Source organism: Thalassotalea agarivorans (genome assembly GCF_030295955.1).
GTDB lineage: Bacteria > Pseudomonadota > Gammaproteobacteria > Enterobacterales > Alteromonadaceae > Thalassotalea_D > Thalassotalea_D agarivorans.
Map to the genome: position 1 here is coordinate 1,125,613 of NZ_AP027363.1, position 25,416 is coordinate 1,151,028.

23 protein-coding genes are annotated in these 25,416 nt (G+C 42.6%); 20 read left to right on the forward strand and 3 right to left on the reverse strand.

Annotated elements, in window-relative coordinates:
• Window positions 1-113: 113 nt before the first annotated feature.
• Window positions 114-788 carry a PilZ domain-containing protein gene (locus QUD85_RS05310; RefSeq protein ID WP_177168830.1) on the forward strand — a complete coding sequence of 225 codons (675 nt, stop codon included), beginning with the start codon at window positions 114-116 and terminating at the stop codon, window positions 786-788.
• 260 nt (window positions 789-1,048) lie between these two features.
• Here the strand turns inward: QUD85_RS05310 and QUD85_RS05315 are convergent, their stop codons facing one another.
• Both QUD85_RS05315 and QUD85_RS05320 read right to left on the reverse strand, forming a co-directional pair.
• Entirely contained in the window at window positions 1,049-1,696 is a 648-nt protein-coding gene (locus QUD85_RS05315; RefSeq protein WP_093327503.1) for a primosomal replication protein, read from the reverse strand.
• Complete coding sequence (locus tag QUD85_RS05320) at window positions 1,690-2,460, reverse strand: sulfite exporter TauE/SafE family protein (RefSeq protein WP_093327505.1); 771 nt, start codon at window positions 2,458-2,460, stop codon at window positions 1,690-1,692. The genes QUD85_RS05315 and QUD85_RS05320 overlap by 7 nt, the downstream gene beginning before the upstream one ends.
• Before the next feature lie 309 nt (window positions 2,461-2,769).
• Here QUD85_RS05320 and rpsB point away from each other — a divergent pair, with 309 nt between their 5' ends.
• The 19 genes from rpsB to QUD85_RS05415 all read left to right on the forward strand — a co-directional run bounded on the left by rpsB (window position 2,770) and on the right by QUD85_RS05415 (window position 24,701).
• Window positions 2,770-3,501: a 30S ribosomal protein S2 gene (gene rpsB / locus QUD85_RS05325; RefSeq protein ID WP_093327507.1), complete on the forward strand. Its 732-nt coding sequence runs from the start codon at window positions 2,770-2,772 to the stop codon at window positions 3,499-3,501.
• Window positions 3,502-3,585: 84 nt separating this feature from the next.
• Window positions 3,586-4,437: a translation elongation factor Ts gene (tsf, locus tag QUD85_RS05330; RefSeq protein WP_093327509.1), complete on the forward strand. Its 852-nt coding sequence runs from the start codon at window positions 3,586-3,588 to the stop codon at window positions 4,435-4,437.
• Window positions 4,438-4,660: 223 nt separating this feature from the next.
• Complete coding sequence (gene pyrH / locus QUD85_RS05335) at window positions 4,661-5,395, forward strand: UMP kinase (protein WP_093327511.1); 735 nt, start codon at window positions 4,661-4,663, stop codon at window positions 5,393-5,395.
• Between the two features lie 25 nt (window positions 5,396-5,420).
• Window positions 5,421-5,978, forward strand: coding sequence for a ribosome recycling factor (gene frr, locus QUD85_RS05340; RefSeq protein WP_093327513.1), 558 nt, complete (start codon window positions 5,421-5,423; stop codon window positions 5,976-5,978).
• Window positions 5,979-6,039: 61 nt separating this feature from the next.
• Window positions 6,040-6,804 carry a polyprenyl diphosphate synthase gene (gene uppS, locus QUD85_RS05345; protein WP_093327515.1) on the forward strand — a complete coding sequence of 255 codons (765 nt, stop codon included), beginning with the start codon at window positions 6,040-6,042 and terminating at the stop codon, window positions 6,802-6,804.
• Window positions 6,805-6,820: 16 nt separating this feature from the next.
• Window positions 6,821-7,687, forward strand: a complete 867-nt coding sequence (locus QUD85_RS05350; protein WP_093327517.1) for a phosphatidate cytidylyltransferase — start codon at window positions 6,821-6,823, stop codon at window positions 7,685-7,687.
• Between the two features lie 4 nt (window positions 7,688-7,691).
• Window positions 7,692-8,906, forward strand: coding sequence for a 1-deoxy-D-xylulose-5-phosphate reductoisomerase (ispC, locus tag QUD85_RS05355; protein WP_093327519.1), 1,215 nt, complete (start codon window positions 7,692-7,694; stop codon window positions 8,904-8,906).
• Between the two features lies 1 nt (window position 8,907).
• On the forward strand, window positions 8,908-10,263 hold the full coding sequence (gene rseP / locus QUD85_RS05360) for a sigma E protease regulator RseP (protein WP_093327521.1): 1,356 nt from the start codon (window positions 8,908-8,910) through the stop codon (window positions 10,261-10,263).
• 21 nt (window positions 10,264-10,284) lie between these two features.
• On the forward strand, window positions 10,285-12,753 hold the full coding sequence (gene bamA / locus QUD85_RS05365) for an outer membrane protein assembly factor BamA (RefSeq protein ID WP_093327523.1): 2,469 nt from the start codon (window positions 10,285-10,287) through the stop codon (window positions 12,751-12,753).
• A gap of 54 nt (window positions 12,754-12,807) precedes the next feature.
• Window positions 12,808-13,350: an OmpH family outer membrane protein gene (locus QUD85_RS05370; RefSeq protein WP_093327525.1), complete on the forward strand. Its 543-nt coding sequence runs from the start codon at window positions 12,808-12,810 to the stop codon at window positions 13,348-13,350.
• A 216-nt stretch (window positions 13,351-13,566) separates the two neighbouring features.
• Complete coding sequence (gene lpxD, locus QUD85_RS05375; protein WP_093327527.1) at window positions 13,567-14,583, forward strand: UDP-3-O-(3-hydroxymyristoyl)glucosamine N-acyltransferase; 1,017 nt, start codon at window positions 13,567-13,569, stop codon at window positions 14,581-14,583.
• 25 nt (window positions 14,584-14,608) lie between these two features.
• Window positions 14,609-15,061 (forward strand): 3-hydroxyacyl-ACP dehydratase FabZ, encoded by a 453-nt coding sequence (fabZ, locus tag QUD85_RS05380; protein ID WP_093327528.1) that lies wholly within the window; start codon window positions 14,609-14,611, stop codon window positions 15,059-15,061.
• 4 nt (window positions 15,062-15,065) lie between these two features.
• Window positions 15,066-15,836, forward strand: a complete 771-nt coding sequence (gene lpxA, locus QUD85_RS05385; RefSeq protein ID WP_093327632.1) for an acyl-ACP--UDP-N-acetylglucosamine O-acyltransferase — start codon at window positions 15,066-15,068, stop codon at window positions 15,834-15,836.
• 3 nt (window positions 15,837-15,839) lie between these two features.
• Complete coding sequence (lpxB, locus tag QUD85_RS05390) at window positions 15,840-16,988, forward strand: lipid-A-disaccharide synthase (protein ID WP_093327530.1); 1,149 nt, start codon at window positions 15,840-15,842, stop codon at window positions 16,986-16,988.
• Between the two features lie 3 nt (window positions 16,989-16,991).
• Window positions 16,992-17,612: a ribonuclease HII gene (rnhB, locus tag QUD85_RS05395; RefSeq protein WP_093327531.1), complete on the forward strand. Its 621-nt coding sequence runs from the start codon at window positions 16,992-16,994 to the stop codon at window positions 17,610-17,612.
• A 2-nt stretch (window positions 17,613-17,614) separates the two neighbouring features.
• Window positions 17,615-21,136, forward strand: coding sequence for a DNA polymerase III subunit alpha (dnaE, locus tag QUD85_RS05400; protein WP_093327532.1), 3,522 nt, complete (start codon window positions 17,615-17,617; stop codon window positions 21,134-21,136).
• Between the two features lie 37 nt (window positions 21,137-21,173).
• Window positions 21,174-22,130: an acetyl-CoA carboxylase carboxyl transferase subunit alpha gene (accA, locus tag QUD85_RS05405; RefSeq protein WP_093327534.1), complete on the forward strand. Its 957-nt coding sequence runs from the start codon at window positions 21,174-21,176 to the stop codon at window positions 22,128-22,130.
• A 33-nt stretch (window positions 22,131-22,163) separates the two neighbouring features.
• Entirely contained in the window at window positions 22,164-23,516 is a 1,353-nt protein-coding gene (gene tilS, locus QUD85_RS05410) for a tRNA lysidine(34) synthetase TilS (protein WP_093327536.1), read from the forward strand.
• Between the two features lie 21 nt (window positions 23,517-23,537).
• Window positions 23,538-24,701, forward strand: coding sequence for a dicarboxylate/amino acid:cation symporter (locus tag QUD85_RS05415; RefSeq protein WP_093327538.1), 1,164 nt, complete (start codon window positions 23,538-23,540; stop codon window positions 24,699-24,701).
• 215 nt (window positions 24,702-24,916) lie between these two features.
• On the opposite strand, the gene QUD85_RS05420 is transcribed toward QUD85_RS05415, so the two are convergent.
• The gene (locus QUD85_RS05420; protein WP_093327540.1) at window positions 24,917-25,387 is read right to left on the reverse strand and encodes a methyltransferase family protein; all 471 of its coding nucleotides are present in this window, start codon (window positions 25,385-25,387) and stop codon (window positions 24,917-24,919) included.
• Window positions 25,388-25,416: the final 29 nt, after the last annotated feature.

A 25,416-nucleotide genomic window follows, 5' to 3' on the forward strand; every position in this document is an offset into this window, starting at 1 on the left:
AATAAATTTGTTTAATTGAATTGGCTTGTTTACTATAGCAGTAATAACAATATTAAGTGGATGCGCTGAAGTACACGCATCGTATGGATTTTGAAAGGGAAGCTGAGGGTAGTATGTCCACCCAAGCATTAGCAAAAAAAACAAATATCTTCGAACTATTACCAGGCAAATTAATTGATATTCAGGTCAATCAAAACGATGCTGATCGATTAAAACTACCTCTGGTGGGATATGCTTTTGGTCGCTACATCATATTGAAGTATCCTGTCGGTACACGTGCAAAAGATTTTGCCGAAGCATTGATGCCAGGAAACTCACTGTTTGTACGATACATATTAGATGATGGCTCACGCGAATGTTTCTCGTTTGTCTCGCAAGTCAAAGATATTATTGAATGCCCTGAAAAATGCATCATTATTGATTATCCAACGCGCATCAATAACAGACAATTGCGTCGTCATCAACGCACGCAAACTCATCTTCCTGCTATCATGCGCTTTGTTGACCCGAAATCCGGAATGAGTGTATCGCAAGCCAACGGTATTATTGTCGATATCTCTCCTGAAGGGTGTGGTTTCACCTTTAAGCACAGTGGCGACGTCACTAAACTCAACGAAACGGAAGTCCAACTTTGTGTGCAAAGTCCTATCGAAGGTGATATCGAAATACCGGCAATGGTTTGCAACGTAAGACAAACTAACGGTAAAGTCAGTATCGGTATTAAGTTCTTTGGCGATGGTAAGCAAGTAGAGCGCTTGTTAGTGCACTTGTTTATTGAGCTACTTTAGCGAAAAAAAGCATTCTGCTTTTTCTGGGAATAGGGTCGCGTTGCTTAAGGGAACATGCAGCGTAGCTGCTGGGTACAAGGAAGGGCCAGTCTTAACACTTATCACTTAGTACTTAGCATCTAGCACTTATTTCTTAGCTCTTAGCTCTTAGTTTTTAGTATGTTCGCTTCGCTAAAGGGGACAAGGTCGCGTTGCTCAAGGGAACAAGGCACGTGGAGTCTTTTGCACACAGCACACAGCACACAGCACACAGCCTAAAGCTACCGAGCACCTCTTCGGGGCGAGGTCTTTGTTTCCGACATTTCTATCTGCCGTTCGGTTTTAGCAATCGCTTGTCTGCAGCGTCCCAAACGTTGATGTAATGCCAATATCTCTTGCTCTGCTTTTTTGGAAATAGCGGCATTACCTGCCAATCTACTAGCTTCACGCTCGCTAATCATTGCCAATAAACGGCGTTCAAAGTCGTGATACTCAGCGAGTTGCTGATGCAGTTGGTGGCTACTTGCCATGATTTGTGTTGCAGCTGATTTGTACTTAGCTTGCTTGGCGCGGCTGGCCTGTTTCGCAATTTGTTCACTTTTTTTCATACTGCCCAACGCATTAAATGCGCTGATTAAGGCCGAAACTTGATGTTCAATACGCTCTAGCAAACTATATGCAATGGTATCTTGTCGTTTACTTAAAAGTAATTTGATTTGCTTAATATTAGCTGCAACCTCTTCGACAAAAGGGCTATATTTTGTGCCGTTTTGATGAAAGAGTGTTTGAGCAAACAAACTGGTTTGTTTGCTGTAGCGTGTGGTTGGCGCAAACTGTTCGCTGTTGTCAACATCCTTTGCTTGGGTGCGTAGCTCGTCAACGATGCTTTCGAGTTTGTTTATAGTTGTTTTGTGCAGTGTATTTACCAAGCTTGAATCGCCAAATTAATCGACATACCTAAGGCAATTATTATAAATACAGGACGAATAAATTTACCACCATATTTTATCGCCGAACGAGCACCAAGCCATGAACCCATCATGATAAAGAGACCCATAGCTAACCCTAAAAGAAAGTTAACGTGCCCGAGATAAATAAAAGTCAACAAGCTAACAAAATTACTGATGAAGTTTGTTGATCGCGCTAGTCCAGCACTCAACAATAGGTTCATACGATAAATGGCAGTTGACGTTGCGGTCCAAAACGCGCCTGTGCCAGGGCCAGCAAAGCCATCATAAGCACCTAAAGTGAAGCCCTGAACCGCTTGCTTTATTTTATTTTTACGGTCGTTAGTAGGTAGGCCGTGTTCGCTATCAATCGCCGTTTTAGAAAACAGCATGTATATTGCCGAGATGGAAATAACAACAGGGATGATCTTATCTAAAATTGCAGTATCTAGGCTGTCGATAACTAATGTGCCTATACACGCACCGATTGCGGTAAACACTATGGCATGTCGCCAAAAGATAGGATCGAAAAGTCGCTGTCTGTAGAAGGTGACAGATGCAGTGAATGAGCCAAATGAAGCGGCTAATTTATTTGTACCAAGGGCGATATGTGGCGGTAAACCTGAGGTAAGTAGCGCGGGTACGGTTAACATGCCTCCGCCTCCAGCAACGGCATCTATATAGCCTGCGATAAAGCTTACAGCGAGTAAAACTAACCACAGCTGGCCATCGATTATTGGTTCCATACTACTCCTAAAATTTAAGGCGCTAAGTGTAGCACAGGGTGAAAGTTTCCATCATGCTTATTTCAACTAAACCACAACGAAATTTTACTGGTTAAAAATTGACAGCTGTGGTATATTGCGCGCCGCTGATAAAAGCATTGTTTTTAATCAGTAAAAATTAGTAGTACTGCTGTGTTGGTAGTACATGTTTATAAACTCACATACATCTTGCAAAGATATACCGGGGTGCCTCATTGTTTGCGCTAAGCAAAACAAGCTATAGGTCGTGTATATTGGGTGTATGGACGCTTAACCCCAAAAGGAAAAATTATGCCAAACGTATCTATGCGCGATATGCTTAAGGCCGGTGTACACTTCGGTCACAAAACTCGTTACTGGAACCCAAAAATGAAATCTTACATTTTTGGTGCTCGTGACAAAGTTCATATCATCAACCTTGAAAAAACTGTTCCTTTATTCAACGAAGCTTTAGCTTTCTTATCTGGCGTTTCTGCTAACAAAGGTAAAATCCTTTTTGTTGGTACTAAGCGTGCAGCATCAGAAGCAGTTCGTGAAGCAGCAGCTAAGTGTGACCAATTCTACGTTGATCACCGTTGGTTAGGTGGTATGTTGACTAACTGGAAAACAGTTCGTCAATCTATCAAGCGCTTAAAAGACTTAGAAACGCAAAGCACTGATGGTACTTTTGACGCTCTTACTAAGAAAGAAGCGTTAATGCGTACTCGTGAAATGGAAAAGCTTGAAAAGAGCTTAGGTGGTATCAAGAACATGGGTGGTCTTCCAGACGCAATCTTTGTTATCGATGCTGATCACGAGCACATTGCTATCAAAGAAGCTAACAACTTAGGTATTCCAGTTGTTGCTGTTGTTGATACTAACTCAAACCCAGATGGTGTTGATTACGTTATCCCTGGTAACGACGACGCAATCCGTGCGGTTTCATTGTACTTAGACTCAGCAGCTAACGCTGTTGTTGAAGGTCGTGCTTCAGACGTTAAAGTACAAGCAGAAGAGAAAGACGGTTTCGTAGAAGCTGAATAATCTGCCCAACGATTAGTTGAAAATTACGGAAGCAACGTCTGTTGCTTCCTATCTTACTATCTGAATTATTTGAGGAATTAACTCATGGCAATTACTGCTGCACAAGTTAAAGAATTACGCGAGCGCACTGGCGCTGGTATGATGGATTGCAAAAAAGCACTTCAAGAAGCTAATGGCGACATGGAGCTTGCAATCGAAAACATGCGTAAATCTGGCCAAGCAAAAGCGGCTAAAAAAGCAGGTAACATTGCTGCTGAAGGTGCAATCATCATTAAAGAAAGCAATGGTGTTTCAGCTTTAGTAGAAATCAACTGTCAAACAGACTTCGTTGCTAAAGACGGTAACTTCTTAGAATTTGCTAACAAAGTTGCTGACGTTGCAATCGAAGCTAAGCCATCAATTGAAGAACTACAAGCTCAATTCGAAGAAACTCGTGTTGCTCTAGTAGCTAAAATTGGTGAAAACATCAACGTTCGTCGTGTTGAATATGTAGAAGGCGGTTCTCAAGCTTCTTACATCCACGGTGGTACTATTGGTGTTGTTGTTGCTGGTGAAGGCGACGCTGCTGTACTTAAGCAAGTTGCAATGCACGTTGCTGCTTCTAAGCCAGAATACGTTAACCCAGAAGACGTTCCGGCTGACGTAGTTGAAAAAGAAAAAGCTATCCAGGTTGAAATCGCGATGAACGAAGGCAAGCCTCAAGAAATCGCTGAGAAAATGGTAACTGGCCGTATGAAGAAATTCACTGGCGAGATCTCATTAACTGGTCAAGCATTCATCATGGAACCTAAGCGTTCTGTAGGTGACGTTCTTAAAGAAGCTGGTGTTTCAATCACATCATTCACTCGTTTAGAAGTGGGTGAAGGTATTGATAAGAAAGAAGAAGACTTCGCTGCTGAAGTAGAAGCGCAAATCGCTGCTGCTAAAGGCGAGTAATCTTTTTTACAAGCTTTTGAAAAAGCGCCGAAAGGCGCTTTTTTTATGCCTGTCTTTTACTCGTAAAAGCTTATTGGCTTTTACCATTAGTGAAGAAAAATTACACAAAATGAGATTAATAGTCACTTTTTTCAGTTAAAACTTTCGATAGCAGTAAAAAACTTATAAAATAGCGACGGTCTGATTGTGACCTCAACAAATAAATTGACGGAATTTATATTATATGAGCACCAACCTTAAACCTACTTATCGTCGTATCCTCCTCAAACTTAGCGGTGAAGCCCTAATGGGAGACGAAGGATTCGGTATCGACCCAAAAATTCTTGATCGAATGGCACAAGAAATTAAAGAGCTTGTTGAAATGGGTATCCAAGTGGGCTTAGTTATTGGAGGTGGCAATTTATTCCGCGGTGCAGGTCTAGCAGAAGCTGGCATGAACCGTGTAGTTGGCGACCAGATGGGTATGTTAGCAACCGTTATGAACGGGCTTGCAATGCGAGACGCGCTACACAGAGCCTTTGTCAATGCACGCCTAATGTCAGCGATTGATTTAGCTGGTGTTTGCGACACATACAACTGGGCTGAAGCGATAAGCTTGCTTAAGTCGGGTCGTGTCGTAATTTTCAGTGCCGGTACTGGTAACCCATTTTTCACTACAGATTCAGCAGCGTGTCTTCGTGGCATTGAAATCGAAGCAGACGCGGTTCTTAAAGCGACTAAGGTTGATGGTATCTATTCTGAAGATCCAGTGAAAAACCCAAATGCAGAACTCTACAAACACCTAAACTATCATCAGGTGTTAGAGCAAGAATTAAAGGTGATGGACTTAGCGGCGTTTACGCTAGCCCGTGACCACAATATGCCGATTCGCGTATTCAATATGAATAAACCAGGTGCACTAAAATCAGTGATCATGGGCGAAGACGAAGGCACTACAATCGACAACCTTACAGAATAAAAAGTGATTTTTTAGGAAGACGAACGTGATAGATGAAATTAAACAAGATGCTCAAGAAAGAATGGGCAAAAGTATTGAAGCGCTTAGATCTAACTTAAACAAGGTACGCACTGGTCGTGCACACCCATCTTTGTTAGACAATATTACGGTTGAATACTACGGCATGGACACGCCTTTAAATCAAGTGGGTAACGTTTCAGTACCAGATGCGCGTACGTTAGCAGTTACCGTATTTGATAAAAGCATGATTGGTGCTGTTGAAAAAGCTATCTTATCGTCTGATTTAGGTTTAAACCCTGCATCACAAGGTACGCTTATTCGCATTCCCCTGCCACCGCTTACAGAAGAGCGTCGTAAAGACCTAGTGCGCGTAGTGCGAGGCGAAGCGGAGAATGGTAAAATTGCTATTCGTAACATCCGTCGTGACGCAAACTCTGACGTAAAATCTTTATTAAAAGAAAAAGACATCAGCGAAGATGAAAGCCGTCAAGCAGAAGATGAGATTCAGAAAATTACAGACACTTTTGTTAAGCAAGTGGATGAAATTTTGTCTGAAAAAGAAGCAGAGTTAATGGAAATCTAGCCCTAAAGGCGACTCTTATTCGCCGTAGCAATTTGCTACGGCGTTTTTATATTGCGGAGCAATCGTGACAGATTCACAATACGTTTTAGACAGTAACGCGAATTTACCCAAGCATATTGCCATTATTATGGATGGCAATGGTCGTTGGGCGCAGTTGCAAGGTAAAGCGCGGGTATTTGGCCATAAGAATGGCGTAGAAACTGTAAGAGATATTGTTGGGTCGTGCAGTGAATTAGGTATAGAAGCGCTCACATTATTCGCTTTTAGTAGCGAAAATTGGAAACGCCCTGAGAAAGAAGTCAGTGTATTGATGGACCTCTTTATGTATGTACTGACCAGAGAAGTCAAAAAAATGCACAAAGGTGGCCTACGTTTTCAGGTGATAGGTGACATTTCTAGATTCTCTAAAAAACTGCAAACTGAAATCCAAAAAGCACACGAGCTTACGCAAGATAATACTGGCATGACACTGTCTATTGCCGCGAACTATGGTGGACGTTGGGATATTGCACAAGCTGCTCAAACGCTAGCACAACAAGTAGCCAATGGTGAGCGTTCAGTTGAGGATGTGACAGAAGACGCCATAGACAAGCATATTATGTTAAATACGTTGCCCCCTTTGGATTTGCTTATTCGTACAGGTGGTGATTACCGCATTAGTAATTTCCTACTATGGCAGGCAGCGTACGCAGAGCTGTATTTTACAGACGTATTATGGCCAGACTTTACGTTAGATACGTTAAAGGAAGCCTTATTAACATTTGACCGACGTGAACGAAGGTTTGGTCAAACGAGTGAACAAGTCGTTAAACAACAGAATAATTAATAGAAAGGATTACCACTTGTTAAAGCAACGAATCATAACAGCATTAATTTTAGCCCCAGCGGCCATCGCGGCGATATTCTTTTTGCCATTGCAATGGTTTGCCGCAGTAATTATGGGTTTGATTGCCCTTGGCGCTTGGGAGTGGGGACCTTTGATGGGCTTTGCCAAGAAGCGTCGTCGTTTGGCGTTTGTATTGACAAACATCGCGTTAGTCGGCGCACTTTGGTTCTTTATTCCACCGGGTGATATTTGGTCACTAACTGGTGAGCTTTCTTGGCAGGTAGAAGCTATTTTTTGGCTAGCAGTTGCATGGTGGATAGTCTCAGCTTTGCTAACCATTCTATATCCTCGTTGTAGTAAGTTTTGGTCAAGCCATCGCAGTGTTAGAGGCTTGTTTGGCTGGTTAACGCTAATCCCAACATGGTTGGCATTTATGGCGTTGCGTGCCAGTGACTATACAATAGAGCCTTATCATGGTGCGCAGTTGCTTCTTGCCTTGTTTATTATGGTTTGGGCTGCTGACATCGGCGCTTATTTTGCTGGTAAGTCATTCGGTAAACATAAACTGATGCCAAATGTTAGCCCTGGTAAAACTATGGAAGGCATGATTGGTGGTATTGCCTTTGCTTGCCTAATCGTAGCTGCAGGCGGACTAATTTTAAGCTGGACAAGCACTCAATTTATAACCGCTTTATGCGTTACAGCAGGTATTAGTATTGTTTCTGTGTTGGGTGATTTAAGCGAAAGCATGCTCAAGCGACAAGCGGGTGTGAAAGATAGTGGTACTATACTGCCAGGCCATGGTGGTATTTTAGACAGAATCGATAGCCTAACGGCAACGGCGCCAGTATTTGCGCTTTGTTACGCATTGATAGGCTGGTAGATTTGTGAAACACGTTTGCGTATTGGGAGCAACAGGCTCTATCGGTTGTAGTACATTAGATGTAATAAGCCGACATCCACAACAATACGCTATTCATAGCCTCGCTGCGCATACTAATGTAGACACATTATTTGAGCAATGTGTAGCTTTTAAGCCGCAAATTGCTGTGTTAGTTTCTCGCCAACATGCTTTGCAGCTTTCAGATAAGTTAGCCGAAGCTGATCTCGATATAGAAGTGCGTCATGGCGAACAAGCCCTTATTGATATTGCTCGCGATCAGCAGGTTGACATAGTTATGGCTGCTATTGTCGGGGCATCTGGTCTATTGCCAACAATGGCGGCTGTTGAAGCTGGCAAAAAAGTATTGTTAGCAAATAAAGAATCCCTTGTTACCTCTGGCCAGCTATTTATCGACGCATTGGCAACATCCGAAGCAGAACTTATTCCTATTGATAGTGAACACAACGCTATCTATCAGTGTTTACCTCATACCCAACAAGACAAAACAGGTCATTGCACACTGAAACAGCAGGGTATTAGCAAACTTATTTTAACGGGTTCAGGCGGACCCTTTAGAACCACTGATTTATCTACGTTTGACGATATTACGCCGGAGCAAGCGATAGCTCACCCGAATTGGGATATGGGTAAAAAAATATCGGTAGACTCAGCAACCATGATGAACAAAGGATTAGAGTTTATCGAAGCAAAATGGCTGTTTAATGTCGAACCTAACGACATTCAAGTTTTGCTGCACCCTCAAAGTACGATTCACTCTATGGTGCAATATGCCGATGGTAGCGTGCTTGCTCAGATGGGAAATCCAGACATGAGAACGCCTATTGCGCATGCCTTAGCGTTTCCCGAGCGTATTGATGCTGGAGTCGAGCCGTTAGACTTTCTAACTGTTAAAGATTTTACCTTTGAAGCACCTGATTTTGAACGTTACCCAAATCTTAAATTAGCTATTGAAGCGTGCGGTCTTGGACAGGCTGCTTGTACTGCACTAAATGCAGCTAATGAAGTAGCAGTAGACGCTTTTTTACGTCATCGCATTAAATTTACAGATATTGCAAAAGTGAATGAACTTACCATGCGTGAGTTTGTCTCATATTCAATAACGCAAATAGAAGATGTACTTTCCGTGGATAAAGACGCTAGACAACATGCAACAACAGTTGTCGAATCACTTACCGTTTCACTAGAGCAGACACAATAACATGATAGAACTATTGTGGAATATCGGCTCATTTGTGGTGTGTTTAGGCATCCTAATTACTGTGCACGAGTATGGTCACTTTTGGGTAGCTCGTAAAAACGGTATTAAAGTGGAACGCTTTTCTATTGGCTTTGGTAAAGCCCTGTGGCGTAAAACTGACAAGCAGGGTACCGAATATGTCGTTGCAGCAATTCCGCTAGGTGGTTATGTCAAAATGCTCGACGAACGAGTGGATGACGTTGCAGAAGAAGATAAACCCCACGCGTTCAATAACAAATCGGTTTATCAACGCATAGCGGTTGTATCCGCAGGGCCAATAGCAAACTTTATTTTTGCGATTTTTGCTTTCTATTTGATGTTTTTAATCGGTGTACCCAGCGTAAAACCAGTGGTGCAGTCGACGCAGCCGAACAGCATTGCGGCAACAGCAAATATTCCAACCGACCTTGAGATAATTCAAGTAGGGAAGAAAAAGACAGAAAATTGGCGAGCTGTGAACATGGCCTTGGTAAGTCACATTGGCGAACCTAGCATTGTAATACAAGGCATTGAGCCCGGTAATACCGTCGCTAAAGAGTATCGTTTAGATACTCGCAACTGGCAGTATTCTCCTGAAAAGGAGTCAGCAATCACTAGCTTAGGATTAAACCTCGTTGGTGTAACTGTGCTGGCAGAGCTTGCAACTGTCGAGGCAGGTAGTCCTGCCGATAATGCTGGCCTACAAATTGGTGACAAATTGCTATCAATTAATGGTGAGTCAGTAGAGGGAGATTGGTATACTTTTTCGCAACGTTTAAGGGAATTCCCAAATACTGCGATAGATGTTGGCATTGAGCGGGCTGGAGAAACCTTGACTGTGTCGGTGGTACCAGCAGCATATGACACCGGTGACAAAGTGGTGGGCTATTTAGGTGTTAGGCCTAAAGTGGAGCCAGTACCAGATGAATATCGCTATACCATGCGTTATTCAATCATAGATTCGGTTGGGAAAAGTATTGAACGAACTTGGGATTTAATTGTCCTTAGTTTGCAGATGATTGGTAAATTGATCACTGGCGATGTGTCAGTGAAAAATTTAAGTGGTCCTATCGCGATTGCACAAGGTGCAGGTGACAGTGCTGGTTACGGAATTGTCTATTTTTTAGGCTTTTTGGCGTTAATTAGCATTAATTTAGGAATAATTAACCTTTTACCGCTTCCAGTACTTGATGGCGGGCACTTACTCTATTATCTTGTAGAGCTTTTAACAGGGAAGCCCGTTCCGGAACGTGTTCAGGAAGTTGGATTTAGGATTGGCGCCATAGTACTTTTAGCGCTAATGAGTATTGCATTGTTTAACGATTTATCGCGCTTGTAGCAGTTAGTAAAGATTAGATTTATGATAAGAAAAATTGCCTTAGCCGTTCTATTGGCCGTATCGGGTACAGAAGTTAGAGCAGCGGACTCTTTTCAAGTAGAAGATATAGAGATTCGAGGGTTGCAACGAGTAGCACTAGGTGCTGCGCTGACGCATATTCCTTTTAACGTTGGCGATACGTTAAATAAATTCCGTATTTCCCAATCGATCAAGTCATTGTATAAGTCAGGTCACTTCAACGATATCACAGTATATCGCGAAGGTAACCGCTTGGTTTATCGAGTCAGAGAACGTGAGACCATCAGTGAAATCATCTTTGATGGCAACAAAGACTTAAAAGACGAACAATTAATTGAAAGCTTAGACGGAAATAATATCCGTGTAGGTGAAACGCTAGACCGCACTGTTATTTCAGGTATAGAAATGGGTCTAGAGGACTTTTACCATAGTGTTGGTAAATACAACGCAGATGTAAAAACAGAAATCACCCATTTACCACGTAACCGTGTAAACATTAAGTTTGTATTTAATGAAGGCGATGCTGCAGCAATAAAACAAATTAACATCGTTGGTAACGAACTATTTACTGACGCAGAGTTACTTGAAGACTTTGAATTAACCTCTGACTCGCCGTGGTGGAACTTCATGGCGCAAGATCGCTACCAAAAGCAAACCTTGCAAGGGGACATGGAAAAAGTCGAAAGTTACTATCTTGATCGCGGTTACTTGCGCTTTGCAGTAGACTCTACGCAAGTATCGATGACGCCAGACAAAGAAAAAGTCTATATCACCATGAATGTAACTGAAGGTGAGCAATACACCATCAGTGGCGTTGACTTTGTCGGTAACATGGCGGGTTTTGAAAGCACTATTCGTGCGTTAAACCCTATTCGTCCAGACAAACTGTACAATGGTGCGCTTGTTACCTATACCGAAGAAATGATCAGTAAGTTCTTAGGTCGCTTCGGTTACGCTTATCCAAAAGTTACCACGATTCCTGAAATTAATGATGACGACAAAACCGTTAAGCTATCTATTTCAGTTGACCCTGGTAAACGTATCTACGTAGAACGTATCAACTTCCAAGGTAATGACGTTACCGCAGACCGCGTACTTCGTCGTGAAATGCGTCAGTTAGAAGGTGCGTGGTTGTCAAACAGTCAGGTGGAAGGTTCTAAGCTCTGGTTACAGCGTCTTCCATATATCGAATCTGTTGAATTTGAAACTAATCAAATACCAGGTGAAGACGACTTAGTTGAAGTAGATTTTACGGTTAAAGAACAACCATCTGGTTCATTTACTGCCGGTGTTGGTTATGGTTCAACAACAAAGCTCAGCTTAAATGCTGGTATTCAACAAAATAACTTCTTGGGTACAGGTAATCAGTTAGGCTTAAGCGTAAATACAGTCAGTTATTCTCGCTCAGCTCAGATTTCTTATACCGACCCTTATTTTACCGTTGACGGCATCTCGCTTGGTGGTCAGATATTCTATAACCAGTTTGATGCGGGCTCAGCTAACCTTGTTCAATATAACAACAAAACCTATGGTGTAGGCTTAAACCTTGGTTTCCCAATCGACGAATATATTCGATTAAATTTTGGTGTAGGTTACAAACACAACGGTATTACGCAACTGCAAACCTATGAGCAAATTGCTAGGTTCTATGAAATTTACGCCGATCCGAACGATCCAGATGGCGGCTTAGAGTTTAAGAACTTCGATTTAAATGCGGGCATTTCACGCGTTACGTTAAACCGTGGTACCTTCCCAACGGCTGGTTCATCACAACGTTTAAATGTGAAAATGACTACGCCAAACTCTGACGTTCAGTATTTTAAAGTTAACCTTGATACTAAGTGGTATTTCCCATTATCGAACGACCAGAAGTGGACAGTATTGACGCGCTTTAGAGCGGGTTATGGTAACGGCTACGGTACTGTAGACGGTAACGACCAAATTTTACCTTTCTGGGAAAACTTCAGAGCGGGTGGTTCTGAAACCCTTCGTGGTTTCGAAACAAACATTGTTGGTCCTCGTGCCATCTTCCGTTACCCAGTATGTGTACCAGGCTCTCCAGATCCTGCCGCAGGTGGTAACGTTTGTTTGAGTCCAGATCAAGATATCATCGATGTTTCACAACGAAGTGTTGGTGGTAATGCCATGATTCTAGGTGGTGTGGAGTTAATCGTTCCAACCCCATTCTTAGATGAAAGCTACGCAAGTAGTGTACGTACGAGTCTTTTTGTTGATGTAGGTAACGTTTGGGATACAGAGTTCAACATCGATGATTATGCAGATTTGCCGGAAGATCAGTTTGACTTACTAGCTGATTTCTCGGATATTGGTCGCTTTAGAAGTTCAGCAGGTCTTTCTGTCCAGTGGATTTCACCAATGGGACCAATGATATTTAGTTTTGCTAAGGCGATTCGTGAAGAGCCAGGTGATGATACCTCATTCTTTAGTTTCAACATTGGTAAAACGTTCTAACAATAAAAACAATGTAGACAATAAGTCGGAAAGTTAATTTTTTAGGAGAAAACATTGAAAAAGTTTTATAAGTCAATTGCTTTAGTAGTAGCAGCTTCAGGATTATTGTTTGCTAACGCTGCTATGGCAGCAGATAAAGTCGCTGTAGTTAATATGCAAAAAATTATGCAGCAAATTCCTCAAACAGCAGCGATGCAGCAAGCATTGCAAGTTGAGTTCAAAGACGAAACAGCTGAATTAGAGCAGTTGCAAAAAGATTTTGAATATCAAAGAACAAAGCTTGAAAAAGAAGGCTTCGACGAAAATGATAAGCAAAAAATGGCTACGCTTAACAAAGAGCAAACCGATGAGCTTAAAAAGAAGCTAGCTAAAATGTATCAAGAGCTTCAGCAAAAAAATGGTGCATTCCAACAAAAAGCACAAGCTCGTCAAAACGAAGAGCTAAGCAAGCTTGGAGCATTAGTTAAGCAAGCTGTTGATCAAGTTGCAGCTAAAGAAAAAATCGACGTTGTACTGCAGCAACAAGCGGTTATGTATGTTAACCCAGATTTAGATATCTCAGACAAAGTGGTCGAAGCAGTAAGTAAGCTAAACTAAGATAAACTATTGTCGTTTCAGTAAAAAGCCCACTAAAACGTGGGCTTTTTTGTAACTGTTACACCCTTATCGATGTCCGTTTGATAATACAGAAAGTGATCACTTTACGTGTTGGCAGCATACTTGTTGCGAAATAATTCACGACATATTGGTATGCCAAGGCAAATTTTCTGTTAAAATATCAACATCATAAAAAATAAAGAGGTTAATAGTTGAATGTCCTTTAGCTTAGCAGAGCTCGCTCAAAAAATAGGCGCAGATGTTCAAGGCGATGCATCAATCACGGTGCAGCGTTTAGCAACATTGGCGCACGCAGGTGAAGGCGACATTGCATTCCTTGCAAATACTAAGTATAAGTCTCAATTAGTCTCTACCCAGGCTTCAGCGGTAATTATTTCAGCCGATGTAGCACAAGATTGCCCCACCAATGCGTTAATTATGAAAGATCCTTATTTAGGGTTTGCGCAAGTTGCACAGCTACTAGACGATACACCTGCTCCGGCAACTAATATTGCTGAATCAGCTGTTATCGATGCTAGCGCTACGTTAGGCAGTAATGTCGCTATTGGCGCCAACGCTGTTATTGAAGCGGGTGTTGTACTTGGTGATAATGTTGTTATCGGTGCAAATTGCTTTGTTGGTAAACAAGCAAAGATTGGTGATGGTACTAAACTATGGGCCAATGTTAGTATTTATCACAAAGTTGTTATGGGCAAAAACTGTCTTGTGCAAGCGAATACCGTGATAGGTTCTGATGGTTTTGGTTATGCCAACCACCAGGGTAACTGGGTCAAAATTCCACAGCTTGGCAGTGTGGTAATAGGTGATAACGTCGAAATAGGCGCAGGTACGACAATTGATCGTGGCGCACTCGACGACACTCAAATTCATGATGGCGTGATTATCGATAATCAGGTTCAAATTGCTCACAATGTGGTGATTGGTCAAAACACCGCAGTGGCAGGCAGTACAGGTATAGCAGGTAGTACAGTTGTTGGTAAAAATTGTATTTTTGGTGGTAACGTTGGTGTAAATGGTCATATAGAAATTGCTGATGGTAGCGTATTTACTGGTATGGCTATGGTCACTAAATCGACTACTGCACCAGGTGTTTATTCGTCTGGAATGCCAGCAGCCCCAAGCCGCGAATGGAGCAAAATGAACGCACGTATTAGAAAATTACCAGATATTATGGCTAAACTTAAAGAGTTGGAAAAACAACTAAAAGATTAGCGGTCTAGTAAAAAGGGAGTTGAATTTGGAAACGACAAATAACGTTATTGATATAGAAGAGATCCAAACACTAATACCACATCGTTATCCGATGTTATTGGTGGATCGAGTTTTGGATTGGGAGTCAGGTAAGAGCTTACACGCGATTAAAAACATTACCTTCAATGAACCTGTGTTTCAGGGGCATTTCCCAAGTTTCTCGATTTTTCCTGGCGTCATGATTTTAGAAGCGTTAGCGCAAGCGACCGGTATTTTGGGTTTTAAAACGCATCAAGATCAAGCAGGCAAAGAATTGTATTTGTTTGCATCGATAGATAACGCTAGATTTAAAAAGCCAGTAGTGCCTGGCGATACCATGCATTTGCATGTCGAATTTATTAAAGAGCGCCGTGGTATGTGGAAGTTTTACGGTGAAGCAAAGGTTGACGGCAAGGTAGTATGTTCAGCCGATTTAATGTGTGCAAGAAGAGAACTATAACAAAGTGATACACCCGCAAGCGATAATTGAACCAGGTGCCAAAGTAGGCAATAACGTTACCATAGGTCCTTGGACTTACATTGGTAATGATGTTGTCATTGGCGACGATTGTGTGATTCATTCACATGTAGTCATTAAAGGCCCCACCGAAATAGGTAAGGGCAATCGTGTTTTTCAATTTGCGACGCTTGGCGAAGAATGCCAAGATTTAAAATACAACAACGAGCCGACCAAGCTGATTATCGGTGACAATAATACCTTCCGCGAATGTTGTACTGTACATCGCGGTACTATTCAAGATGAAGGTATCACGCGCATTGGTAGTAATAACTTGTTCATGGCATATACACATGTTGCCCATGACTGTGTTGTCGGTGACAACTGTATTTTGGCTAACAATGCCTCTATTGCGGGTCATGTTCATGTTGGCAATCATGCCATTATCGGCGGCATGGCGGGTGTACATCAGTTTTGTAAGATCGGTGAGCATGCCTTTATTGCAGCAACATCTACCGTGCTACGAGATGTGCCACCTTATGTCATGGCGTCTGGCAACCCGGCGGGTCCCTTTGGCTTGAATAGTGAAGGGCTTAAACGTCGCGGTTTTGATAAAGACGCTATCACAGCAGTGAAACGTTCTTATCGACTGCTTTATCGCAAAGGGCTTACCCTAGACAACGCGGTAGAAGAGATTACCACACAATATGGTCAGTTCCCTGAAGTACAAAGATTCCTTGAGTTTATCAAACACTCTGACCGTGGATTAGCACGTTAATCTATGACTGAAACTGAACAAAGATCTCAGCCAGTGTTTGCCATGATTGTTGGTGAACACTCGGGTGATACCCTTGGTGTCGGCTTAATGAAAGCCCTAAAAGAGCACTACCCACAAGCAAGTTTTGTGGGCATTGGTGGCCCTAAAATGATCGCTGAAGGTTTTGACAGCCTATTTGCGATGGAAGAGCTTGCTGTCATGGGGATTTTTGAAGTGCTCGGTCGTTTAAGGCGTTTACTTCATATCAGAAAGACCGTGGTAAAGCATTTTAAGGCATTGCAGCCTGATGTGTTTATTGGCATAGATGCCCCCGATTTTAATATTCCGGTTGAATTAAAGCTCAAACAGTCAGGCATTAAGACAGTCCATTACGTCAGTCCTTCTGTGTGGGCGTGGCGAGAAAAACGCGTATTTAAAATAGCTGCTGCCACGGATATGGTGCTAGCGTTACTGCCGTTTGAAAAAGCCTTTTATGATAAACACGACGTACCTTGTACCTTTGTAGGTCACCCATTAGCCGATGACATTCCGCTAACATCAGATCAAGCGCAAGCGAGAAATCAGCTATCGTTAGAGCCATCAGGTAAACTATTAGCACTAATGCCAGGAAGTCGCTCAAGCGAATTAACCAAGTTAGTAGAGCCTTTTTTACAAAGCGCGCAGCAATTATTTGAACAAGATAAGACCTTACAATTTGTTGTTCCCATGATTAGTGAGCAACGTGCAGAACAATTTGAAGCGCTCAAGCAAGAGATCGCGCCTGAGTTGCCAGTATCTGTTATTGTAGGGGAAACACAAAAAGTAATGGCTGCGAGTGATTGTTTGCTAACTGCCTCCGGTACCGTGACATTAGAGGCGGCATTGATAAAGCGCCCTATGGTTATTACTTACAAATTCAATTGGCTGACTTACCAAGTAGGTAAACGTTTAGTCAACGTTGAATGGTTTTCATTGCCTAACTTATTGGCCAATAAAACCCTGGTGCCAGAGCTGTTGCAAGATGAAGTAACAGTAGACAACATTGTGCCTTTGTTAAAAGAAAGGCTGTATGATAATCAAGAAGACTTAACCGCCGCATTTACCGAAATTCATCAGGTATTAAAGCAAGATGCGAGTAAACAAGCCGCTCAGGCTGTAGTAGATTTACTGTAATTTATGAGCAAACAACAAAAAGTATTGCCGCCTTTTAAATATCCTGTCGCTTACTGTATCGCTGGTGTAGACGAAGTAGGGCGTGGCCCACTCGTTGGTGATGTGGTTACTGCTGCAGTGATACTTGATCCTGACAATCCCATCGATGGCTTGATGGACTCTAAAAAACTATCTGAAAAAAGACGCGCCGCGTTATCTGAAGAAATTCGTGAAAAAGCGCTAGCGTTTGCCATTGGTAGAGCAACACCAGAAGAAATCGATACCATTAATATCCTGCATGCCACCATGTTAGCCATGCAGCGCGCGGTGCAATCATTAAATGTTGAACCTGATTACGTGCTGGTCGATGGCAATAGAACGCCTGAATTTGGTATTCCCGCAGAGCCTGTTGTTAAAGGCGATGCTAGGGTTGCAGAGATCAGTGCAGCCTCAATTTTGGCTAAAGTGGCTCGCGATGAAGAAATGATCGCGCTTGATAAACTGCACCCAGAATATGGCTTTGCTAGCCACAAAGGATATCCAACCAAAGCTCACCTTGAAAAAATAGTAGAACATGGCGTGCTGGATTGTTATCGTAAGAGTTTTAAGCCAGTCGCCCAAGTACTCGCGAGCAATAATAACTAAACATGTCAGATTCGCATTCTTTAGAGCCAAAACCCGCTTTTGAACCGCCAAAGTTCGTGCATCTTCGCGTGCATAGTGACTTTTCAATGTGCGACGGTCTTAATAAGGTTAAGCCTATTGTAGCTAAGGCGGCAGCGGAAAAAATGCCGGCCATTGCGCTCACTGACCAAATGAACCTATGCGGTTTGGTAAAGTATTACCATGGTGCTCATGGCTTGGGTATTAAGCCCGTAATTGGCTGCGATTTTTGGGTAAAAAGTGATGCCATGGGCGAAGAAATATTTCGTTTAGTTGTCATTGCCAAAAATAATACGGGTTATAAAAACCTCACCGAACTTATCTCGAAAGCATACTTACGTGGTCATGTTCAAAATAAAGCTGTTATCGACCAAGCGTGGCTGGTGGAATATGCCGAGGGGCTGATTCTTTTATCTGGCGGTAGAGAAGGTGATTTAGGCAAGGCGTTAATCAAAGGTAATACCGCATTAGCCCATGAAATTGCCGCATTCTATCAACAGCATTTTAACGACCACTTTTATATCGAACTTATTCGCACCGGTCGCGAAAACGAAGAACATTATCTACACCTTGCCGTTGCCTTTGCCAGTGAACAACAAATGCCTGTTGTTGCTACTAATGAAGTGGTTTTCTTATCGCCTGAAGATTTTGATGCACATGAAATACGTGTTGCCATTCACGATGGTTTTACCTTGGATGATAAGCGTAGACCTAAACGCTACTCCGCGCAGCAATACCTGCGTAGCGAAGCGGAAATGGTTGAGCTTTTTAGCGATATTCCAGAAGCACTTGTAAACAGTGTTGAAATAGCAAAACGCTGTAATGTAACGGTTCGCCTTGGTGAATACTTCTTACCAGATTTCCCGACAGAAGGGATGACCATTGAAGACTATTTGGTCAAAGTATCAGAAGAAGGTCTGGAAGAGCGATTAAGCTTTTTGTTTGATGCTAACGACCCAGATTATGCACAAAAGCGAAAGCCTTACGATGAGCGTTTAAAGATAGAATTAGACGTTGTTAACAACATGGGCTTCCCGGGTTACTTCCTTATCGTCATGGAATTTATCCAGTGGAGTAAGGACAATAATATTCCTGTTGGCCCTGGTCGTGGTTCTGGTGCAGGGTCGTTGGTGGCTTATGCGCTGAAAATTACTGACTTAGATCCACTTGAATTCGATTTACTTTTCGAACGATTCTTGAACCCTGAACGTGTATCTATGCCAGATTTCGATATCGATTTTTGCATGGATCGTCGTGACGAAGTGATTGATCACGTTGCTGAGCTCTATGGTAGAGACGCCGTTTCTCAAATTATTACCTTTGGAACCATGGCCGCGAAGGCGGTTATACGCGATGTTGGTCGTGTTCTTGGTCACCCCTATGGTTTTGTCGACAGAATTTCAAAACTGGTACCAGGCGATCCGGGTATGACGCTCGCTAAAGCATTTGAAGTTGAACCTAAGCTACCTGAAGTATATGCACAGGATGAGGAAGTAAAATCGCTCATCGATATGTGCCGCATTCTTGAAGGTACCACGAGAAACGCCGGTAAGCATGCCGGTGGTGTTGTTATCTCACCAACAACCATTACTGATTTTGCGCCATTGTATTGTGATGATCTTGGTCAAAACCCTGTAACACAATTTGATAAAAATGACGTTGAAGATGCAGGCCTTGTTAAGTTTGACTTCTTAGGTTTGCGTACGCTTACTATTTTACAGTGGGCGATTGAAATGGCGGACGTCAAGCTTAAACAGGCTGGTAAAGAGCCTATCGATATTGCTGCGATTCCACTAGATGATAAGCCGTCATTTGACGTGCTGCTGCGCGCAGAAACCACCGCGGTATTCCAGCTTGAATCGCGCGGTATGAAGGATTTGATCAAACGTCTTAAACCGGATTGCTTCGAAGATATCATTGCACTTGTTGCGCTATTTAGGCCTGGTCCGCTGCAATCGGGCATGGTTGATAACTTTATTGAGCGTAAACATGGTCGTGAAGAAATCAGTTATCCCGACGAAAAATGGCAACATGAAACCCTACAGCCCATTCTAGAGCCGACTTATGGCATTATCTTATACCAAGAGCAGGTAATGCAGATCGCACAAGTCTTAGCCGGCTACTCGCTTGGTGGCGCTGATTTGTTGCGTCGTGCGATGGGTAAGAAAAAACCCGAAGAAATGGCGAAACAACGTGCTGTTTTTGAAGAAGGCGCAATAAGCATTGGCGTTGATGGTGAACTTGCTATGAAAATCTTTGATTTAGTAGAAAAGTTTGCCGGTTATGGTTTTAACAAATCCCACTCTGCCGCGTATGCGTTGGTGTCTTATCAGACGTTATGGATGAAAGCCCATTTCCCCGCACCGTTTATGGCGGCGGTAATGTCTGCCGATATGGACAACACAGATAAAATAGTGACCTTGGTGGACGAATGCGAAAATATGGGGCTAACCCTACTGCCGCCAGATGTTAATGCCGGTTCATATAAATTTACGGTTAATGATGACGATGAAATAGTTTATGGTATCGGCGCCGTTAAAGGTGTTGGTGAAGGGCCTATTGAAGCTATCATCAAAGCGCGCACAGAAGGCGGTCCATTTGTTGACTTGTTCGACTTTTGTGCACGTTTAGATTTAAAGAAAACCAATAAAAGGGTACTTGAACGCCTTATTAAATCCGGTGCTATGGACAATCTAGGGCCGCATCGAGCTGCCTTATTTGAAACGTTACCAGAAGCGATTAAAGCAGCTGAGCAGCATGCAAAGGCGCAGGCGCTTGGTCAAAATGATCTGTTTGGATTAATTAATGAAGAACCAGACGATACACGCCAGTCGTTCAAAGACGTGCACCCTTGGCCAGAAGAAGTTTGGCTTGATGCTGAAAAAGAAACGTTAGGGCTTTATCTAACAGGCCATCCGATTAATCGCTACTTAAAAGAAATAAAACATTATGCCAGTGGCCGTTTGGTGGCAATGCAACCAACAGGTAAAGATAAGTCTTCGACAGCCGTGGGTTTAGTGCTCGGGGTTCGTGTTATGACAAATAAACGCGGCCGCCGCTGGGCAATTGTGACATTAGATGATAAAAGTGCCAGAATGGATGTTCGGCTGTTTCCTGATGATTACGAACAATATCAGGATATCTTAACAACTGACGCAATTTTAGTCTGTAAAGGACAGGTCAGCTTTGATGATTATTCAGGTGGTATTACAATGACCGCCCGAGAAGTAACGACAATTGCAGAAAGTCGCGCTAACTTTGTTAAATCATTGGATTTAAAACTGAGTCAATCGTCGTTACCAGCAGGATTTTTTGATAAGTTTGCTGAAACAATTTCGCCATTTACCGAAGAGGGGAGCTGTCCGTTGCGGGTGTTTTACGATAATGAACAAGCGCAAGCACGGCTAGACTTAGGTAAAGATTGGCGGGTACAGCCAGCAGACTTACTAATACATGAATTAAAAATGTTGTTAGGTGAAGACAACATTAGACTACAATTTGATTAACGCTAAAGATTAGCGACGTTAAAGGTATAGAAAAAGTATGTCATTGAACTTTTTAGACTTTGAACAACCGATTGCAGAACTAGAAGCAAAAATAGAAGAGTTGCAATTGGTCAACAACGGTCAAGAACTGAATCTTGACTTGGAAGAGCAAATCACGCAATTACGTGGCAAAAGCAAAGAGTTAACCAAGAAAATCTTTTCTGATTTAGATCCTTGGCAAACGGCACGTGTTGCTCGTCATCCACAGCGCCCATACACATTAGACTATTTGTCAGAAATCTTTACTGATTTTGATGAGTTAGCAGGTGATCGCGCTTATGCCGACGACAGTGCTATTGTCGGTGGTACGGCAAGAATCGATGGTCGCCCTGTGGTGGTTATTGGTCATCAAAAAGGTCGCTCTACAGCCGAGAAAGTAAAGCGTAACTTCGGTATGCCTCGTCCAGAAGGATATCGTAAAGCATTGCGTTTGATGGAAATGGCAGAACGTTTCAATATGCCAATTATTACGTTTATTGACACACCAGGTGCTTATCCAGGTATTGGTGCTGAAGAGCGTGGCCAAAGTGAAGCGATTGCTAAAAACCTTAAAGTTATGGCACGTCTTAATGTACCAATTATTTGTACTGTTATCGGTGAAGGTGGTTCTGGTGGCGCATTAGCTATCGGTGTTGGCGATAAAGTGAATATGCTGCAGTATTCTACATACTCGGTTATTTCACCAGAAGGTTGTGCGTCGATTCTTTGGAAGACAGCGGAAAAAGCTTCAACTGCTGCCGAAGCAATGGGCATAACAGCACAACGTATTAAAGAACTAGAACTCATTGATACTGTGGTTGAAGAGCCACTTGGTGGCGCTCATCGTGATATCCCTCTGATGTCAGCGCAGCTAAAACAAACGATTAAATCCGAATTAGCAGAACTTGATAAACTTTCTAAAGAAGAGTTATTAGAATCACGCTATAATCGACTGATGTCATTTGGATATTGTTAACGAGTAAGCGGTGGCATTAGCCACCGTTTTTTTATGTCAATAGAACAACATTTACTGTCACATTTTAAACCTTTCGCTGGGCGGGATGTACTTGTCGCTCATAGCGGTGGCGTGGATTCACAAGTGTTGCTTCATGCCCTTTATCAAACCAATCAGCAATCAGGGTTAAATCTGCATATTCGGGTGTGTCATATTAACCATGGGTTATCGCCACAAGCGACTCAATGGCAAGCATTTGCCCAGTCGCAAGCATCCGCACTCAATGTGCCTTTTGCAACGGAGTCGGTCAAACTTGAACGTCGCAATCGCGAAAGCTTAGAAGCAGTTGCGCGCGAAGCAAGATACAAGGCTATAGCGCAGCATTGCAACGAACAAACCATCGTAGTGACAGCTCATCATCAAGACGATCAGTTAGAAACGGTATTGCTTGCATTAAAGCGCGGCTCAGGCGTTAGAGGGTTGTCTGCCATGGCAACACATTCTTCCCTTTATGGTTTGCAGGTGTTTAGACCTTTACTGCTTATTGATCGAAGTAGTATTGAAAACTATGCAAATGAAAAACAACTGTCGTGGGTTGAGGATGAGTCAAATCAAGACGAAGCCTTTGATCGTAACTTTATTCGTCATCAAGTTGTTCCAATCTTAAAATCACGCTGGCCAAGCATACTAAATACAGTAAGTCGCAGTGCGCATTTATGTCATGAAGCTGACACTCTATTGGCGGAGGTGGCCGAGGAAGATATGCGTTTCTGTCGCGGCGAGCAGGTCAATGCTCTGTCGATATCAGCATTGAAAGGACTAACTCATGTGCGCTTTAATAACCTTGTTAGGCGCTTTTTATCTTCGCAAACAGGTGCGTTTCCAAGTGCAGCTCAATTAAGCCAGATTTATTTTCAAGCGATAAAAGGGCAGAGCAAACAGTTAGAAATAGGTCTTGGTGAATACAGTGTTCGCGTTGATAAAGATGATTTAATCGTTACTCAGTGTTTTCAAGATGTGAGCGACAATGTGATAAACGTTGCTGAGCCACAAAAGAGCCAACAAATCGTGTTACCTGACTATCTAGGTTTGCTAAAGCTCAATGAAGCGAGCAGGGGCAGTGATGCCAACGGCGGTAAAACATTGGATCTGCTGCCGCCTAAAGATGATGAGGTAATGTCTATTAGGTTCGCACACGATAACCCAAAATGTTTACCCGATTATCGCCAGCGTAGCAGAGATCTTAAAAAAGTATTGCAAGAGCTCGAAATACCCAGCTGGAAGCGAAAAAGAATTCCATTCATCTATTATAATAACCAATTGGTTGCGGTAGCAGGCTATTTCGTTTGTCAGCCCTTTATGGCAAAAACAGACGATCGTATTACGCTATCGTGGATCAAACAATAATTACAAAAAACCGGAGAGCACATGAATCTCATATTAAAACTTATCATTGGTATCGTTGCAGGTATCTTAATTGGCGAATTTGCGCCAGATTTTCTTGTTCGTTTAATGTTGACGATACAAACCTTAGTGGGTCAACTTATTAAGTTTACTATTCCACTGATTATTCTATTTTATATCGCCAGCGGCATAGCAACTCTGCCGCAAGGTTCTGGTAAATTGTTAGGTAAAACAGTCGGTGTTGCTTATGGCTCTACCATTATTGCTGGAACACTTGCTTTTTTAATTGCCGCTGTCGTATTGCCTATGATGGTAAGTGGTACTGCCGGTGAAATCGTTAATGATGCAGGTGCATTAAAAGGCTTTATCGACCTTAAAATTCCACCACTATTTGATGTAATGACGGCACTTGCCTTAGCGTTTGTCTTTGGTATTGGCATTAGCGCAATTAATGCCAATTCACTGCGCACAGTATTGACCGAAAGCCGCGATATTATCGAGCTGTTATTGTCTAAAGTGATAATCCCTGCATTGCCTTTTTATATTGCAGGTGTGTTCACCGATATGGCTCATCAAGGCACCGTGTGGGATACGTTACAAACCTTCGGCGTGGTATTGATCATGGCGGTCGTAATGCACTGGTTGTGGATTTCTGTGCTTTACGTAGGAACAGGCCTTGCATTGGGTCGCTCGCCAATTACCTTGCTTAAGAATATGTTACCTGCTTACTTTACCGCGCTAGGTACAATGTCGAGTGCGGCAACTATACCTGTGTCGTTAAAAGCAACGAAAAACAATAAAGTATCGGAGCATATTGCAGACTTTACTGTGCCGCTTTGCGCTTCTATTCACTTAAGTGGTTCAACAATCACGATTGTTACGTGTGCTACTGCGGTAATGTTATTAACCCCAGAATTAAGTATTCCTGGTTTAGGTGCAATGATACCGTTTATTCTGATGCTAGGCGTGACCATGATAGCAGCGCCGGGAGCACCTGGCGGCGCAGTTATGGCAGCATTAGGCTTGTTAGGTAGTATGCTGGGCTTTTCTGATGCGGCGCTTGGTTTAATGATTGCATTGTACTTAGCACAGGATAGTTTTGGCACAGCATGTAATGTTACTGGAGACGGCGCGATTGCCCTATGGGTTGATCATTTTGCCAGTCAAGAAGAAAAGGCCGCCAGTTAACTGTGAAGACAAATGAAAAAGCAGCCAGTAGGCTGCTTTTTTTATGCCTAGGCTTATGTATCAACATCTGCCTTAGGAGAGAAAAAGAGTTGCACAGCGCGTAGCAGATAAACCTTGTTGGTTTGGGAGCAAAAAGGTTTAGAAGGAAGTCTTTATTTCAATCTGCTACGGCTGCACATTAATACCAATTAAGGTATTGGTCTCAGGGGATTTTGTTATATCCAACGTCTAACCGACGCAGAATAATCGATGTAAGGTTGTCCAAATCTGTCTGCCAACGCTTTTTCCTTTGGTAATACTTTAAAGTAATGAACGCAAGCAAAATACGCGACAAGCCACAAAATATTAGCGAAGTTGGCTAACCACAATGCACTGCCAACGACAGATAGTAGTAAGGCTAAATATTTAGGGTTTCTACTGATAGCGAACATACCTGATTGCAATAAAAATTTAGAACCTAAACGGCGGTTGTTTTGGTCAACCGAGGTATATTGATTTAACTGTACAGTGGTGGCGATTAAAATAACCACAGCGGTAAGCCAAAGGGCCATGCTGCCAATCACCGTCAGTGGACTAAAAGAAACGTTTTTCGCAGTAATTAAATCGGTCAGGATCATCATAATGATGGTGCATACTGTTAAAAACGCAGGAGACATGCTAGATATGGTCTTATTTATTTTATTCATAATGATACTTCAAAATAATTAAGGTTAAC

Coding starts and splice junctions, on each gene's coding strand:
- QUD85_RS05310 (WP_177168830.1), top strand. CDS start 114: ATGTCCACCCAAGCATTAGCAAAAAAAACAAATATCTTCGAACTATTA.
- QUD85_RS05320 (WP_093327505.1), bottom strand. CDS start 2,460: ATGGAACCAATAATCGATGGCCAGCTGTGGTTAGTTTTACTCGCTGTA.
- rpsB (WP_093327507.1), top strand. CDS start 2,770: ATGCCAAACGTATCTATGCGCGATATGCTTAAGGCCGGTGTACACTTC.
- tsf (WP_093327509.1), top strand. CDS start 3,586: ATGGCAATTACTGCTGCACAAGTTAAAGAATTACGCGAGCGCACTGGC.
- pyrH (WP_093327511.1), top strand. CDS start 4,661: ATGAGCACCAACCTTAAACCTACTTATCGTCGTATCCTCCTCAAACTT.
- rseP (WP_093327521.1), top strand. CDS start 8,908: ATGATAGAACTATTGTGGAATATCGGCTCATTTGTGGTGTGTTTAGGC.
- bamA (WP_093327523.1), top strand. CDS start 10,285: ATGATAAGAAAAATTGCCTTAGCCGTTCTATTGGCCGTATCGGGTACA.
- lpxD (WP_093327527.1), top strand. CDS start 13,567: ATGTCCTTTAGCTTAGCAGAGCTCGCTCAAAAAATAGGCGCAGATGTT.
- lpxB (WP_093327530.1), top strand. CDS start 15,840: ATGACTGAAACTGAACAAAGATCTCAGCCAGTGTTTGCCATGATTGTT.
- rnhB (WP_093327531.1), top strand. CDS start 16,992: ATGAGCAAACAACAAAAAGTATTGCCGCCTTTTAAATATCCTGTCGCT.
- dnaE (WP_093327532.1), top strand. CDS start 17,615: ATGTCAGATTCGCATTCTTTAGAGCCAAAACCCGCTTTTGAACCGCCA.
- accA (WP_093327534.1), top strand. CDS start 21,174: ATGTCATTGAACTTTTTAGACTTTGAACAACCGATTGCAGAACTAGAA.
- tilS (WP_093327536.1), top strand. CDS start 22,164: ATGTCAATAGAACAACATTTACTGTCACATTTTAAACCTTTCGCTGGG.
- QUD85_RS05415 (WP_093327538.1), top strand. CDS start 23,538: ATGAATCTCATATTAAAACTTATCATTGGTATCGTTGCAGGTATCTTA.
- QUD85_RS05420 (WP_093327540.1), bottom strand. CDS start 25,387: ATGAATAAAATAAATAAGACCATATCTAGCATGTCTCCTGCGTTTTTA.